The organism is Xanthomonas sp. NCPPB 3582 (assembly GCF_041475735.2).
In the GTDB taxonomy this organism is placed as follows: domain Bacteria; phylum Pseudomonadota; class Gammaproteobacteria; order Xanthomonadales; family Xanthomonadaceae; genus Xanthomonas; species Xanthomonas codiaei.
In genome coordinates this window covers 4,288,491-4,304,179 of sequence record NZ_CM192968.1, presented here as the reverse complement: position 1 = coordinate 4,304,179, position 15,689 = coordinate 4,288,491, and the positions used below count along the sequence as shown (strand labels likewise).

Annotated in this window: 12 protein-coding genes and 1 other RNA gene; 11 read left to right on the top strand and 2 right to left on the bottom strand. The window is 67.4% G+C overall.

Annotation, left to right across the window (positions count from 1 at the left end):
* Positions 1 to 22: 22 nt before the first annotated feature.
* Positions 23 to 1,108, bottom strand: coding sequence for an HlyD family secretion protein (locus ACCQ05_RS18270; RefSeq protein ID WP_372391958.1), 1,086 nt, complete (start codon positions 1,106 to 1,108; stop codon positions 23 to 25).
* On the bottom strand, positions 1,105 to 2,754 hold the full coding sequence (locus tag ACCQ05_RS18265; protein ID WP_372391956.1) for an MFS transporter: 1,650 nt from the start codon (positions 2,752 to 2,754) through the stop codon (positions 1,105 to 1,107). Before ACCQ05_RS18265 ends, ACCQ05_RS18270 begins: the two co-directional genes overlap by 4 nt.
* A gap of 86 nt (positions 2,755 to 2,840) precedes the next feature.
* Here ACCQ05_RS18265 and ubiE point away from each other — a divergent pair, with 86 nt between their 5' ends.
* From ubiE to ACCQ05_RS18210, 11 genes are all read left to right on the top strand, one after another.
* On the top strand, positions 2,841 to 3,602 hold the full coding sequence (gene ubiE / locus ACCQ05_RS18260) for a bifunctional demethylmenaquinone methyltransferase/2-methoxy-6-polyprenyl-1,4-benzoquinol methylase UbiE (RefSeq protein ID WP_104539409.1): 762 nt from the start codon (positions 2,841 to 2,843) through the stop codon (positions 3,600 to 3,602).
* A 181-nt stretch (positions 3,603 to 3,783) separates the two neighbouring features.
* The gene (locus tag ACCQ05_RS18255) at positions 3,784 to 4,674 is read left to right on the top strand and encodes a GGDEF domain-containing protein (protein ID WP_167394431.1); all 891 of its coding nucleotides are present in this window, start codon (positions 3,784 to 3,786) and stop codon (positions 4,672 to 4,674) included.
* Positions 4,675 to 4,813: 139 nt separating this feature from the next.
* Positions 4,814 to 6,769 (top strand): M1 family metallopeptidase, encoded by a 1,956-nt coding sequence (locus ACCQ05_RS18250; protein WP_372394163.1) that lies wholly within the window; start codon positions 4,814 to 4,816, stop codon positions 6,767 to 6,769.
* Between the two features lie 232 nt (positions 6,770 to 7,001).
* Positions 7,002 to 7,721 (top strand): hypothetical protein, encoded by a 720-nt coding sequence (locus tag ACCQ05_RS18245; protein ID WP_372391953.1) that lies wholly within the window; start codon positions 7,002 to 7,004, stop codon positions 7,719 to 7,721.
* Positions 7,722 to 7,725: 4 nt separating this feature from the next.
* Positions 7,726 to 8,355, top strand: a complete 630-nt coding sequence (locus ACCQ05_RS18240; RefSeq protein ID WP_228964771.1) for an HAD family hydrolase — start codon at positions 7,726 to 7,728, stop codon at positions 8,353 to 8,355.
* A gap of 42 nt (positions 8,356 to 8,397) precedes the next feature.
* Positions 8,398 to 8,473: non-coding RNA, sX9 sRNA (locus ACCQ05_RS18235), on the top strand.
* Between the two features lie 516 nt (positions 8,474 to 8,989).
* Positions 8,990 to 11,005 carry a methanol/ethanol family PQQ-dependent dehydrogenase gene (locus tag ACCQ05_RS18230; RefSeq protein WP_324250862.1) on the top strand — a complete coding sequence of 672 codons (2,016 nt, stop codon included), beginning with the start codon at positions 8,990 to 8,992 and terminating at the stop codon, positions 11,003 to 11,005.
* On the top strand, positions 11,002 to 12,786 hold the full coding sequence (locus tag ACCQ05_RS18225; protein ID WP_372391951.1) for a quinoprotein dehydrogenase-associated putative ABC transporter substrate-binding protein: 1,785 nt from the start codon (positions 11,002 to 11,004) through the stop codon (positions 12,784 to 12,786). The genes ACCQ05_RS18230 and ACCQ05_RS18225 overlap by 4 nt, the downstream gene beginning before the upstream one ends.
* Positions 12,787 to 12,810: 24 nt before the next feature.
* Positions 12,811 to 13,470 carry a c-type cytochrome gene (locus ACCQ05_RS18220; protein ID WP_372391949.1) on the top strand — a complete coding sequence of 220 codons (660 nt, stop codon included), beginning with the start codon at positions 12,811 to 12,813 and terminating at the stop codon, positions 13,468 to 13,470.
* Entirely contained in the window at positions 13,467 to 14,546 is a 1,080-nt protein-coding gene (locus ACCQ05_RS18215) for a beta-propeller fold lactonase family protein (protein ID WP_372391947.1), read from the top strand. The genes ACCQ05_RS18220 and ACCQ05_RS18215 overlap by 4 nt, the downstream gene beginning before the upstream one ends.
* Before the next feature lie 35 nt (positions 14,547 to 14,581).
* The gene (locus ACCQ05_RS18210; RefSeq protein WP_372391945.1) at positions 14,582 to 15,688 is read left to right on the top strand and encodes an S-(hydroxymethyl)glutathione dehydrogenase/class III alcohol dehydrogenase; all 1,107 of its coding nucleotides are present in this window, start codon (positions 14,582 to 14,584) and stop codon (positions 15,686 to 15,688) included.
* The last annotated feature ends 1 nt before the right edge of the window (position 15,689 follow it).

The window sequence follows — 15,689 nt, the reverse complement described above, 5'->3', positions numbered from 1 at the left end:
GCGGGCATGCCGATGGCGGTGCTCAGTCGACGGCGCTGCCGGTGTCCACGGCCACCACTACCGACATGCCCGGGCGCAGTCGCGCGGCCAGCGCTTGATCGGGGTCGACGCTGATCCGCAGCGGGATGCGTTGGGCGATCTTGACGAAGTTGCCGGTGGCGTTGTCGGCCGGCAGCACGCTGAATTCCGAGCCGGCGGCTGGCGAGATCTCCTGCACGCGGCCGCGCAGGGTCGCGTTGTTCAACGCATCCACGGTGAAGCTGGCGCGCTGCCCGATACGGATCTTCGCCATCTGGGTCTCCTTGAAGTTGGCCACCACCCACAGCGTGTCCGGTACCAGCGCCATCAGCTGCGTGCCGTTGGTGACGTAGGCGCCCTGGCGCACGCCGAGCTGGCCGAGCTGACCATCGCGCGGGGCCAGGATGCGGGTATTGTCCAGGTTGATCTGCGCCAGTTGCTGCGCGGCCTGCGCATTGGCCACCGCGGCCTGCAGCGCGGCGCGGTTGACGGTGACACTACGGGCGTTTTCTTCGGCCGCCTGCACTGCGGCGCGCGCCTGTGTCACGCCCGCTTCGGCCTGCGCGCGCGCCGCGAAGGCGGTGTCGCGGTCCTGCTCGGACACCAGCTTCTGGTCGGCCAGTTGCTGCGTGCGGGCATAGGCCGAGCGGGTGCGGTCGCGCTGGGCCTGGGTGCTGCTCAGCGCAGCGCGCTGTTCGGCGATGGCGGCCTGCGCGCCATGCCGCTGCTGCTCCCAATTGGCGAGATTTGCCTGCGCGGTCTGCACCTGCGCCTTGGCCTGTTCCAGTTGCTGGGCGTAGATGCGGTCGTCGATGGTAGCCAGCAGCTGGCCGCGTTTGACGTGCGCAAAATCCTGCACCGACACCTGCGTGACATAGCCGCTGACCTGCGGCGCGATCACCGTGATCTGCCCGTGCACCATGGCGTTCTCGGTGCGTTCGATGGCGCTGACGAACGGCGGCAGCCGCCAGGCATACAGCACCAACGCCACGCCGATCAGCGCCAGGCCGCCGAACCCGATCGCGCCGGTGAAGCGGCGGCGGCGACGTTGCCGGTCGGTGGCAGGAGAGGAGTCTGCGGATGTACTCATGGGCGTGCGCTGGAAGCAGGAGAGGAGGGGGAAACGGCAGGGCGCACGTAGCGCCGCCACACCAGCACGGACAGGATCCATAGCCCGGTGGCGATGGCGATGCAGCCGATCAACAGGAATACGTCGTTATAGGCCAGTACGTTGGCTTCGCGGGTGGCCACGCTGCCCAGTGCGCGCACGCCCTGGGCCTGGCGCAAGGTTGGGTCGCCAATGCTGCTGCCGTACGCGCTCGCATAGGCCTGCACGCGCGCGGCCACCTGCGGGTCGGTCAGCACCAGGTGCTCCACCAACCGGCTGGAATGGTATTTCTCGCGCAGCACCTGCACGGTGCCCAGCAGCGCGCTGCCCAGCAGGCCGCCCATGTTCTGCGCCATGCCGAACAGCACGATGAAGCTGATCAGGTTGCCGGGCTGCGCAATCACCCGGCCGATGCCGGCCACCATCGCCGGGCCGATGAAGAAGGTGCTGCCGAAGGCGAGCAGGAACTGGCTGACATACATCTGCTCGGGGCGGGTGAGGCTGGTGGCATCGGCATCCATGAAGCAGCCGACGCAGATGGCCGCCACTGCGACGATCAGGTGCTCGGCGATGCGCGCCGGATCGATCAGCCACGCACTGGCGGCCACGCCGACCACCGCGCCCAGCAGCATCAGCGCGAACAGGGTCTGCAGCTGGGAATTGGCCAGCCCCAGGGTCTGGAAGAAGCCGATCGCGCCAGTGCTCTGTTCGGACAGCACCAGCCGGATCAGCAGGATGGCCAGGCCCAGCCGCAGCATGTCGCCGCTGGCCAGCCAGCGCGTGTTGATCATCGGGTTGCGGCGGTTGTGCTCGATCCAGGTGGCGGCGCATAGCAGCACGATCGAGGCGGCCAGCACCACGCCCAGCCACGCAGTGCTGGTCCACCACAGCAGCCGGCCCAGCGACAGCACCGCCGCCAGGCCGGCCGCCCCGGCGGCGAACAGGCTGAAGGTGAGGAAATCCAATGGCTCGAACACCCGATAGCGATCGCTCGGCGGGAGCTTGAGCGCCAGCACGCAGGCCAGCGCGAACACGGCCAGCCCGCACTCGAACAGGTACAGGCCCTGCCACTGGCCGAATTCGAGCAGGTCGGTGGAAAACACCCGCGCCAGCGGCAACGCCAGCTGGGTGATGCCCAGGCCCAGCACCACCGCCTTGAGCCGATACCGGGCCGGGAACGCCTGGATCACGTAGTACAGCCCCAGCGAGCTGAGCGCCGCGCCCACCAGCCCATGCGCCGCACGCACGGTGATCGCCGAACTCAGGCTGTGCACGAACAGGTGGGCGAAGGCGATGGCCGCGTATAGCGCCAGGAAGATCTCGGTGAACCGGCGCAGCCCGAACTGCTGGCGGAACTTCACCAGCAGCAGGTTGGCCGACATGTTGGTCATCACATAGGCGGCCGGCAGCCACGCCATTTCAGTGCCGTAGGCGCCCAGCGTGCCTTGCAGATACGGCAGGTTGGCGGTGACCAGCGCATTGCTCAGGCCCCCGGTCAGCGCCACCACCACGCCCACCAGGCCGTACTGGATGCGGCGCCGGGTCGGATGCAGGGGCGTGGAGGCCGACCCGGGCAGGGTGGGCTTTTCATGGGGCTGCCAGTCGCGCTGAACGTACTTGTCGCGCACGCAATGCTCGCGGGGCCGGTTGCGGAAGAGGTCGCAGTGTGGTCCGGTGGCGGTCACGGTGGTGTCAGCAGTGCGATAATCCCCCCATGAGCGAATCCCCCTATACCTCCGGTACCACCCATTTCGGCTTTCGCGATGTCGCTGCCAAGGACAAGCAGAAGCTGGTCGGCGAAGTGTTCACCTCGGTCGCGCGCAATTACGACCTGATGAACGACCTGATGAGCCTGGGCGTGCATCGCGCCTGGAAACGTTACTTCGTGGCCACTGCGCAGGTGAAGCCGGGCGACCGCGTGCTGGACCTGGCCGGCGGCACCGGCGACATCGCCGTGCTGCTGAAAGAGCGCGTGGGCGATGAGGGTGCGGTGGTGCTGGGCGACATCAATGCCGGCATGCTGTCGGTGGGCCGCGACCGGCTGACCAACCGTGGGCTGGTGGCCGGCTTCGACTACGTGCAATGCAATGCCGAAGCGCTGCCGTTCCCGGACCAGAGTTTCGACCTGGTCACGATTTCCTTCGGTCTGCGCAACGTCACCGACAAGGATGCCGCGCTGCGCGAGATGTACCGCGTGCTGAAGGTGGGCGGGCAGGCGCGCGTGCTGGAATTTTCCGAAGTCACCGCCGAGTGGTTCAAGCCGATCTACGATTTCCATTCGTTCAAGATCCTGCCCAGGCTGGGCCAGCTGTTCGCGCGCGATGCCGACAGCTACCAGTACCTGGCCGAGAGCATCCGCAAGCATCCGCCGCAGGAGTCGCTCAAGGGCATGATGGGCGAGGCCGGATTTGCACGCTGCCACTACAAGAACCTCACCGGCGGCATCGTGGCGATCCACTCCGGCTACAAGATCTGACGTCGCGCCTCCGGGGCTTGCATGCGGCGCATTGCGTGCTGCATGCCAGCCCGGGTGCTCGGGTTCGCTTTGCGCCGGTTGCTGTTTGCATCGGCGTGCGCACCGCCAGGTTCTGCGACTTCCGTCGCGTTGGCTCCACCAGCGGTCGGCGACACTAGGCGCCCCCTTGCCGGAGAGTTGGATGCGCTTGTATGCCGGGCTCTCGCGCGTGTTTCCCCGCTCCTTCAGCGCCAAGCTGCTGGCGGTGACCTTTGTCGGCATCCATCTGCCGCTGCTGTTGCTGATTGCGTGGCTGGCCTCGCAAAGCGAGTTGGGCGGACACCTGCTGTGGTCGGTGATCGTCGTGGCGCTGCTGGCGACGCTGGCCGGCACCGCCCTGACGCTCTCGGCCCTGTACCGGCTGCTGGCGCCACTGCGTATCGCCGCCGACGCGCTGGATACCTATTACGCCGACCAGCGCCTGCCCAGCCTGCCCGAGCATGGCGATGACGAACTGGGCCGGCTGTTGCGCGGAATCAACCGCAGCCTGCGCGGCATCGATGCCGGCATGCGCGATCTCAAGAAGCACGCGCTGCTGGACCCGCTCACCGAGGCGCTGAACCGCCGCGGCTGCGAACAGGCGATGCGCGATTCGGTGGCTGCCGCGCAGCGCGGAGGCTGGCCGTTCGTGCTGTTCGTGCTGGACATGGACAACCTCAAGCAGATCAACGACCGCTTCGGGCATCTGGCCGGCGACCGTGTGCTGGTGCGGCTGGTGGAATCGGCCTATGGCTGGCTGGGCGCGCAGGACTGGATCGGTCGGTGGGGCGGTGACGAATTCCTGATCGGCGTGCACGCTGGCGAGGACGAGGCCACGCTCAAGCTCAATCAATGGCTGTCCATGCTCGAGCGAGAAGACGGCGAGGAAGCGCCGTTGCACCTGAGCGCCGGCAGCGCGGTATACGCAGCGGATGTGGATGCCACCGAGCTGTACCGGCGTGCGGATGCGGCGATGTACCGCGCCAAGTTCTCCGGTGGCCGGCGCCTGGTGCGCGATGGGCATGACACCCCGCGCGATCATCCGGTGACATGACCGCCGGCGCTGCGCCAGCGCGCACTGTCAGCAGGCACTAGCTGTCGGCGGCCACCGGCGGCACGCCCGCGCGCGGCGGCACGGGCAGGTCATGGCCTGGGGCGCTAAAATGGCCAATTCTCTCGCTGCGGTGCCGTCGATGCGCTTCCCGTTCCTGTCGCTGTCCCTGGCCGTGTCCATTGCGTTGGCCGGCTGTTCCAATGACTCCACGCCGCCGGCGTCCACCGCTGCCGCGCCGGCCGCCACTGCCAAGGCCCCCGTGAAAGCAGACGCCCGCAACCACGACGAAAGCTCCTACGCCCAGCCGCAGGCGGTGGTCATCAAGGATCTGGCGCTGGACCTGAAGCTGGATTTCGACAGCAAGCAGATCGGTGGCACCGCCACCTATACGCTGGAATGGAAGGACAAGGCCGCCAAGCAGCTGGTGCTGGACACGCGCGAGCTGAGCATCGCCCAGGTGCAGGCCGACGACGGCAAGGGCGGCCTGGCGCCGCTGCAGTTCGCGCTGGCGCCGGCCGACAAGACCTTCGGCAGCAAGCTCACCATCGAGACGCCGAACCAGCCCGCCAAGGTCGTGATCACCTATCACACCGCACCCACCGCCTCGGGCCTGCAGTGGCTGGAGCCGTCGATGACCGAGGGCAAGCAGTTGCCCTTCATGTTCAGCCAGTCGCAGGCCATCCACGCGCGCAGCTGGGTGCCGCTGCAGGACACCCCGAGCGTGCGCTTCACCTACAGCGCGCATGTGACCTCGCGCCCGGACGTGATGGTGCTGATGAGCGCCGACAACGACCCCAAGGCCGCGCGCGACGGCGACTACAGTTTCAAGATGCCCGAGCCGATCCCGTCCTATCTGCTGGCCATCGCCGCCGGCGATGTGGTGTTCAAGCCGATCTCCGCGCGCTCGGGCGTGTGGGCCGAGCCGGCGATGGCCGACAAGGCCACCAAGGAGTTCGAAGACACCGAGAAGATGATCGGTGCCGCCGAAAAACTCTACGGCCCGTATCGCTGGGGCCGTTACGACATGCTGGTGCTGCCGCCGTCGTTCCCGTTCGGTGGCATGGAGAACCCGCGCCTGACCTTCGCCACGCCCACCGTGATCGTCGGCGACAAGTCGTTGGTGTCGCTGGTCGCCCACGAGCTGGCGCATAGCTGGTCCGGCAACCTGGTGACCAACGCCAGCTGGAAGGACATCTGGCTCAACGAAGGCTTCACCACCTACGTGCAGGGCCGCATCACCGAGGCGCTGTACGGCGCCGAGATGGCCGAGATGGAGCGCGAGATCGACCAGGGCGATCTGCTGGCCGAAGTGAAGGAGATGGCGCCGGCCGACCAGGCCTTGGCACTGCCGCCGCTGGCGCAGCGCGATCCGGACGAAGCCTTGAGCCAGGTGGCCTACGTCAAGGGCGCCTGGTTCCTGCAGTTCCTGGAGCAGCGTTTCGGCCGCGAGGTATTCGACCCGTTCCTGCGCGGCTGGTTCGACGACCACGCCTTCCAGAGCGCCACCACCGACCAGTTCGTCGATTACCTGAAAAAGAACCTGCTGGCCAAGAACCCCACCGCGGTGACCGCTGCCGAAGTGGATGCGTGGTTGAACCAGCCGGGCATCCCGGCGTTTGCGGCCAAGGCGCGCTCGCGCAGTTTCTCCATCGTGGACACCGCGCGCATCGCCTGGAGCGGCAGCGGCACGCTGCCCAGCAAGCAGGTCACCGGCGAGTGGGGCACGCAGGAGTGGGTGCATTTCCTCAGCGGCATGGGCGCCACGCTCAAGCCCGAGCAGCTCAAGCAGCTGGACGATGCGTATCACTTCACCGGTACCCCGAACGGCGAGATCGCCATGCGCTGGTATCCGCTGGCGATCCGCAGCGGCTACACCGACGCACGCCCGGCGGCCGGCGAGTTCATCGAGCGCGTGGGCCGGCGCAAGCTGGTGCTGCCGATCTATGCCGAGCTGTTGAAGACCCCGGACGGTATCGCGTTTGCAGAACAGGCCTTCGAAAAGGCCAAGCCCGGCTATCACCCGATCACCACCGCCTCGGTGACCGAGATGATCGCCAAGGCCAAGGCGGCGCCGCCGGCACAGCCGCAGCCGTAATGGCAGGGGAGGGCGTTGCAGACGCCCTCCCGCCGCTTTCCTTGCTGCATCGTGCAGGCGGCACCGCGCCCTGCAATCGCCGTTGCAGGAGCGCACCCGGGCGCGACGTGGCGTTACCGGGAATGCTCCATTGCGCCCGGGTGCGCTCCTACGCTGTGCCGCAGTCTGATCGCGGCTGTCGCGGGCAGGCTGGTATCGTTGCCGCTGCCTTTCATGTCTTCCGGAGTCGACGATGAAGTATCTGCTGAGCGCGGCCTTGTGCGTTGCGGCCCTGAGCGCCTGCACCGACCGCGAGGCGCAACGCAAGGCGCAGGAAACCGCGCAGGCGCAGGCCAAGGAAACCCAGGCCGATGCGCTCGCCAAGCAATACGACGAAGCGGTCAAGGCGCAGAACTGGGACATGGCGCGCGCCCACGGTGCGGCCCTGCTCGAAGGCTATGCCGGCACCGCGGCCGCCACGCGCATCGAACCCGGCTATGCCGACATCAAGGCCAAGGGCGAGCAGGCGCGCGAACTACGTCGCATGCAGGCGCTCTGGCAGTACTCGCAGGTACCGGCCAAGGGCGGCACGCAGCGCTCGGCGATGATCGATGCCAAGCAGCGCGTGGATGTGGACGGCAGCGGGCCCAAGCCGGTGAGCCTGGTGTTCCGCGATCACCCGCAGTGGAAGCGCCACAGCTATCTCGTGCTCAAGGCCGGCGACTTCAATTGCTACGGCGGCTGCAAGGTGCAGGTCGCCGCCGATGGTGGCGCACCGCGTGCGATGGCCGCCCACCGCCCGGACACCGATGAAGCGATCGCCATGTTCATCGATGACGACAAGGCGCTGTGGAAAGTGGTGCGTAATGCCAAGCGCATCAGCATCGCCTTCCCGGTCAAGGCCGGCGGCACGCGCACGGCCGAGTTCGAGGTCGGTGGCCTGGATACCACGCAAATGCCGGGCTGGAAATAAGCGCATGGACGGCGCGATCGCCGCACGCCTGCCGCTGTCTGCCTGCCGACACTGGGTGTTCGACATGGACGGTACGCTCACGCTGCCGGCGCACGATTTCGCGCTGATCCGGCGCGCGCTGGAGATCCCGCCGGAACACGACATCCTGCATCACCTGGCTGCATTGCCTGCCGATCAGGCGCAGGCCAAGCACGCCTGGTTGCTGGAACACGAACGCGAACTGGCCGAGGCCGCGCAACCTGCGCCGGGCGCGCCGGCATTGGTGCGCGCACTGCAGGCCGATGGCTGCCGGCTCGGCCTGCTGACCCGTAATGCGCGTGTGCTGGCGCAGGTGACGCTGGAGGCGATCGGCCTGGGCGATGTCTTCGCATGGGACGACATCGTCGGCCGCGACGAGGCCGCGCCCAAGCCCGCGCCGGACGGCCTGCAGTATTTCCAGCGGCGCTGGGAAGTGAATGCCACAGCGTTGCTGATGGTCGGCGACCACCACAACGACCTGGCCTGTGGCCGCGCCGCTGGCGCAGGCACCGTGCTGGTCAATACCCCCGGCGACCCCTGGCCGGGCCTGGCCGATTGGCGCTTGCGCGATTGTGTTGAACTGTTACACCACTGGCAGGCCAGTGCCGGTCATTGACGGGCAGCTCAACGCTACTGCGAGGCCGCTGCTCGGTGCGGCATGTACCACGTGGACACTCCGGCTTCTCTGCGCCGTCCGCACCCACCCGACAAGCGCTCGCAACGCTTTGTCAGCCGCTAAGGGCTCTGTTCATCGCAAGGGGTGGGGTTGGGGTTGAGGCAGGGACCAAGCGCGGTTGGCGCATCCGTAGTGGATCGCGCAAAGACGCTGCGCGGTGCGTGCAGCGTCGATGGGTAATGCCGAGTTTCCAACATTGCGACACCCGCTCTCATCCTTCAGCGGGCGCCACTCCGGGCAGACCGAGGCAAGCAACGTTCCGACGACCAACGCACAGTCGGCATGACCTGCTTGGGCACGCGCAGCAAACCCATCTCCACACGCAGGCGTGCGCAGTGCTCCACCAGCGCGACAGCACGTAAGGCGCAAAGTGTGCCAAATGCGTGACACTTTTCGCGCCGTGCCGGCGCCATGCTCACAACTCCTTTCTCCATCAGGGTGCTGCGCCGCAACAGTGCGCTGGCACGCGCTGTGCTGCGTCTTTGCCGCACCCACCCGTTTGCGCCGTAGTCGCGCGCACCAAACGCCAGTGGCTCTTCGTTCGATTGGACTTCCACCGAGAGGGGTAGACGCAATGCACCAATCTTCCTGTCGCAGCGTTCGCAGCGGCGCGCTGCTGATGCTCGCGCTGAGCGCCGTGTTATCCGGTTGCAAGAAGGACACGCCGGCCGAAACCGCCGCGCCGGCACCTGCAGCGGCCCCGGCGGCGCCGCCAGCCGCTGCCGTGGTGGATACCGACAGCGAATTCGCCGCCAATGCCAGCAATGCGGACAACTGGGGCGGCGTCGGTCGCGATTTCGCGCTCACCCGGCACAGCCCGCTGGCCGAGATCAATCGCGACAACGTCAAGAACCTGAAGATGTCGTGGGAAATGAAGACCGATGCCACCCGCGGTCACGAAGGCCAGCCGCTGGTGATCGGCAACATCATGTACATGGTCAGCGCGTATCCCAACAACGTGTTCGCCATCGACCTGGCTGCGCAGGAAGACGGCGGCAAGGTGTTGTGGAAATACACCCCGCAACAGGACGAGCGTTCGGTGGCGGTGGCGTGCTGCGACACGGTCAACCGCGGCGCTTCGTATGCCGATGGCAAGCTGGTGTTCGGCAGCCTCAGCGGCGATGTGATCGCACTCGATGCCAAGACCGGCAAGGAAGCGTGGAAGCAGAAACTCGCGCACCCGGACAAGGGCGAAACCATCACCATGGCCCCGATCATCGCCGACGGCAAGGTGGTGGCCGGCATCAGCGGCAACGAGTTCGGCGTACTCGGGCGCGTGGCCGCCTACAACCTGGCCGACGGCAAGCAGGCCTGGTCCTGCGACGCGGCCGGCACCGACAAGGCGATCTGCCTGGGTCCGGATTTCAACAAGGCCAATCCGCAGCACGGCCAACTCGGCGACCTGGGCGTCAAGACCTTCCCCAACGACGAATGGAAGCGCGGTGGCGGTGCGGCCTGGGGCTGGTACAGCTACGACCCCAAGTTGAAGCTGGTCTACTACGGCACCGGCAATCCTGGCCTGTGGAGCCCGTCGTATCGCTGCGGCAAGACCACGCAGGAAGAGTGCAATAACGGTGAACACGACAACAAGTGGTCGATGACGCTGTTCGCGCGCAAGATCGATACCGGCGAAGCGGTATGGGGCTACCAGAAGACCCCGTTCGACCAGTGGGACTACGACGGCATCAACGAGCCGATCCTGGTGGACCTCAGCATCGACGGCAAGCAGGTCCCGTCGGTGGTGCAGTTCGACCGCAACGGCTTTGCCTATGTGCTCGATCGTCGCGATGGCACGCTGCTGCGCGCGCATAAATTCGTGCCGGCCAACTGGGCCGAACGCATCGACATGAAGACCGGCCGGCCGGTGAAGGTGGCTGCGCATTCGCCGCTGGAACGCGGCAAGAAAGTGCAGGCGTTTCCGTCGGCGATGGGCGGCAAGGATCAACAGCCGTGTTCGGTGGATCCGGCCAATTCGGCCGTGTTCTTCTGCGGCACCAATAACTGGCACATGGAGCTGGAGCCGCAGGAACGCGGCAACACCATGATGGGCCTGCCGTATGTGTTCGCCAATGTGATGATGAAGCCGAACGAGCCCGGCGCGTTGGGCATCGTCAAGGCCTTCGACGTGGTGGAAGGCAAGTCCAAGTGGGAGATCAAGGAGAAATTCCCGGTGTGGAGCGGCACCCTGGTCACCGATGGCGGGCTGGTGTTCTACGGCACCCTGGATGGCTGGTTCCGTGCGGTGGACAAGGACACCGGCAAGAAGCTGTGGGAGATGAAGCTGCCGTCCGGCATCATCGGCAACCCGATCGCCTACAAGGCCAACGGACACCAGTACATTGCGGTGTTCTCCGGGATCGGCGGCTGGATTGGCCTGCCGGTCACCGCAGGTCTGGATCCGTCCGATCCGTACGGCGCGCTGGGTGCGGCCGGGCTGGCCTTTGGCGCCGGTTTCGACAAGATCCCGCTGGGCGGCATGGTGCACGCCTTCCGCATCGATGGGGCCGGCAAGACCGTGTCCGCCACTGCAACGGCCACCGCCTCCGCCGGTGGCGGCACCGCCAATGCTGCAGCGAAGACGGCACGATGACATCCACGCAAGGCGTTGGACGCGCAGGTCGGCAGCTCGCTGCCGGCCTGCGCGGTACCCACCGGCACCTGCACACGGTGCTGCTGGTTTGCAGCCTCGGACTCGTCGCCGCAGGTTGCACACGCGAGCCGTCCTCACCGGCGGCTCGCGCTTCCGATTCCGGGGCGGCGTCCACAGCGACACCTGCATCCACGGCATCCACCGCAGCGCCAGCCGCTGCGCAGACGCCGGCCAACACGCCGCCACCTGCGCCCGATCCCACAGTGCTGCGCGTCTGCGCAGACCCGGGCAACATGCCGCTGTCCAACAAGGCCGGCGAAGGCTTCCAGAACAAGATTGCGCACGTCGTCGCCGATGCCATGGGCCGGCGGCTGGAATACGAATGGCGCACCTATTACCAGCGCGGACTGGCGCGCAGCACCATCAATGCCGGCCGCTGCGATCTGCTGATGGATCTCAATAGCGACTTCGAGCAAGGCCTGACCACGCGCCCGGTATACCGTTCCACCTATGTGCTGGTGACGCGCAAGGGCCTGGAGCTGAGGCCGCGCTCGCTGGACGATGCGGCGCTCAAATCGATCAAGCTGGGCGTGTTCCAGAGTTCGCCGGCGCGCCAGGCGCTGTACGAGCATGGCATCAGCGGTGAGGTGCAATACCTGTTCTACGACTCGGCCACCGCACCGGAAGAGCACCCGGGCAAGCTGGTGGAGCGGGTGGCCGCCAACCAGCTGGATGCGGCCGAATCCTGGGGGCCGGTGGCCGGCTACTACGCCGCACGTGGCGGGCTGGGCATGGTGCCGTTGAACACCATCGACGATGCGGTGCTGGAGTACTCGATGGCGTGGGCGGTGTCGCGCAAGAACGCGCCGCTACGCGATGCATTGAACAAGGCGCTGCAGGACAACGCGGCAAGGATCGCGCAGATCCTGCATGACTATCACGTGCCGCTGGTCCGTTGCAGCGACTGCATCGTGGCTGGCGATCTGCCGTCGCATGGGCCTTACGCCACACCGGCCGCCGCATCGACTGCGCGCAGTCCTGCCGCCTCCTCGCAGGAGCTGGCGCAGTTGCAGTTGCGCATTGCCGATGGTGCCGACCCCAACCAGGAACTGGCGCATGCGCTGGATGCCGGCGATGCGGTACGTGCGGCCTGGTTGCTGCGGCATGGTGCCGATGCCAACACGCCCAACCTGCTCGGCGAGCCGCCACTGCATCAGGCCATCCGCAACCAGGAACCGGATCTGGTCGGCCTGCTGCTGGATGCCGGCGCACGGCTGGATGCGCGCGATGCCAGCGGCTGGACCGCGTTGATGAAGGCGGCCTGGGCCAACGATGCCGATAGTGTCGGCCGCCTGCTGCGCAAGCGCGCACCGGTGGACACCGTGTCCGGCGATGGCTGGAGCGCGCTGGATCTGGCGGTGTCCTACGCCGATGCCGAAGTGCTCCAGGCGCTGCTCGCCGCCGGCGCGAATGTACGGCGCGCCAACGCCACCGGCTTTACGCCGGCGATGTTTGCAGTGGCACGCGACGACCCGGCCATTCTCGACGCGCTGCTCGCGCGCGGCGCCGACGTGGGGCACGCCAACCAGGCCGGTGTCACCGCCCTGATGCTGGCCGCGGCGGCCGGACGCGAACAGGTTGCCAAACGCCTGCTCGCCGCCGGCGCGGACCCGGCTGCACGCAATCGCGAAGGCAAGACTGCCGCAGCGTTGGCGCAGGACCGTGGCGATACCGCGCTGGCCGCGCTGTTGAGCGACGCCGGGCGTCCCTCCAGACGCTGACTGTTTTATCCACTGCGTGCACGGGTGCGCGGTGTTCCCTCCGATCAGAAAGGTTCGTTCATGCGCAAGTCCACCGTGGGTTGTATCGATCGTTCTGTCCGCGCAGCGCTGTGCGGCGCGCTGCTCAGTGCCGTGCTGGCGGCATGCGGCAAGGAAGAAGCGCCACCGCCCGCCCCGGCGCCGGATGCGGCAACGCCCGCCGCCGCCAGCGCACCAGCGCCCGCACCAGCCGCCACAGCGCCCGCGCCCGCTGCCGCACCGCCGGCAACGTCCAATCCCGCTGCCGGGCCTGCGCCCGATCCGGCCACTCCGCCCGCCCCGCCGGCCACCGTGGTGCCGATTCCGAAGGGACCCGAGGTCAAGGTCACCCCGGAGCTGGTGGCCGAAGGCAAGAAGATCTATTTCTCGGCCGGCTGCAACGCCTGCCATGGCGGCACCGGTGGCGGTGGCATGTGCCCGCCGCTGACCAACGATGTGTGGGTGTACGGCGGCGACGACGACACCTTGCGCGCGCTGATCAGCGAAGGCACCGCTGCGATGATCACCCACGGCAAGACCCGCATCGGGCATGAGAAGGTCGTCGGGCAGATGCCGCCGTTCGCACCGGTACTCAAGCCCTGCGATACCGAAAAACTGCTGGCCTTCATCCATTCGATCAACAAGACCGCGGGCAAGGCGCAATGAGGCCAGGCGCACCGAGAGCGGCCTCCGGCGCCTGGCTGCGCCTGCCTCTTGGCGGGGTACTCGGCGCACTGCTTCTGCTGGCCGGCTGCCAGCGCGACGCGCCGGCGACGGCCTCCACGGCGGCGCCTGCGGTCCCCGCACCGGCAGGCGCCACCGATGCCGCGCCGGTGCCTGCAACGCCGCCGGTGTTTGCGTATGTGCCCAATCAGCGGAGCGGCACGGTGTCGGTGATCGACACCGCCAGCGACACCGTGGTGCGTACGCTCAGCGCGCAGGGCCAGCTCGGCAAGCGCCTGCAGCAGGTACTGCCTGGGCCGCAGGGGCTGCTGTATCTGATCGATGCGCAGCATCACCGGTTGATCGAACTGGATACCGCCAAGGACACGGTGCTGCGCCAGGTGGACATCGGCGAGAACGCCGAAGGCATCGCCCGCTCGCCCGATGGCACCCAGTTCGCCGTGTGCGTGGAAGGGCAGAACCAGGTGATGCTGATCGATGCGGCGCGGTTCCGCGTGCAGGAGGTCATCGCCACGCGCGGGCAGGCACCGGAACACTGTGCGTACACGCCGGACGGGCAGTGGCTGCTCACCAGCAACGAAGGTTCCAACGACATGGACATGATCGAACTGGCCACGCACCGGTCGCGTGGCGTGGTCGCCACCAGCGGGCACCCGCGCGGGATGGCGTTCGCCCCGGACGGACACAGCGTCTACATCGCGCAGGAAACCGCCAACGCGGTGGATGTGATCGATCTGAAGACCCGTACGCGCCGCGCCAGCCTGCCGGCCGGCGTGCGCACCGCCGGGGTCGCCCTGTCGGGCGATGGCGCGCGGTTGTACGCATCCAACGGCGGCGCCGGCACGGTGAGCGTGATCGACACCCGGCAGGGCCGCAGCGTGGCCGAGATCGCGGTCGGCCTGCGGCCCTGGAACCCGGCGCTCACACCGGCCGGCGACAAGCTGTATGTGGCCAACGGGCGTTCCAATACGGTGAGCGTGATCGATACCGCCAGCTTGCGCGAACTCAAGCAGATCCCTGTCGGCGAACTGCCGTGGGGCGTGGTCATCGCGCGCTGAGTGGCGCCCATGCCGACACGCGCCGGGGAGGCGGGATGAAGACACGCGCTGCGGTGGCCTGGGCTGCGCATCAGCCGCTGACCATCGAAGAAGTGGACCTGCAGCCGCCGCGCCCCGGTGAAGTGCTGGTGCGCCTGGTCGCGACGGGCATTTGCCATGGCGACGCGCATGCGTTGGCGCACGGGCAGGCAAGCAGCTTCCCGGCGATCCTGGGGCAGGAGGGGGCCGGTATCGTCGAAGACGTCGGCATCGGCGTCACCAGCGTGCGTGCCGGCGATCACGTCATCCCGCTCTACATGCCCGAGTGCGGGGTGTGCAAGTTCTGCCGCTCCGGGCGCACCAACCTGTGCCAGGCGATCCGCAGCAGTCAGGAGCGCGGCCTGATGCCCGATGGCAGCAGCCGGTTCTCCTTGCATGGGCGCCCGATCCTGCACCACATGGGCACCAGCACGTTTTCCGAATACACCGTGCTGCCGGAAATCGCGGTGGCGCGCATCCACCCGGATGCGCCGCTGGATCAGGTCTGCCTGCTCGGCTGCACGGTCACCACCGGGGTGGGTGCGGTGCTCAACAGCACGCATGTGCGGCCCGGCGATTGCGTGGCGGTGTTCGGTCTGGGCGGGATCGGCTTGTCGGTCATCCAGGGCGCCGTACTGGCGCAGGCCGGGCGCATCATCGCGGTGGATATCGATCCTGGAAAATTCGCGCTGGCACGCGCGCTGGGCGCCACCGATTGCCTGGATCCGCGCGACTACGGCGCGCCGATCCAGCAGGTGATCGTGGACCTCACCGATGGCGGTGCCGACCATAGCTTCGAATGCGTGGGCGATGTCGGCGCGATGCGCGCGGCGCTGGAGTGCTGCCACAAGGGCTGGGGCGAAAGCGTCATTCTCGGCGTGGCCGACGATGCGCAGGAAATCAGCACCCGTCCATTCCAGCTGGTCACCGGGCGGGTGTGGCGCGGCAGTGCGTTCGGCGGGGTGAAGGGGCGCAGCGAGTTGCCCGGCTATGTGGAGCGTTATCTGCGTGGCGATCTCCAGCTGGCACCGCTGATCACCCGCACGCTTGCATTGGACGACATCAATCAGGCGCTGGCGGATCTGCGTGCAGCGCGCGGCATCAAATCGATCGTGCTTTATTGAG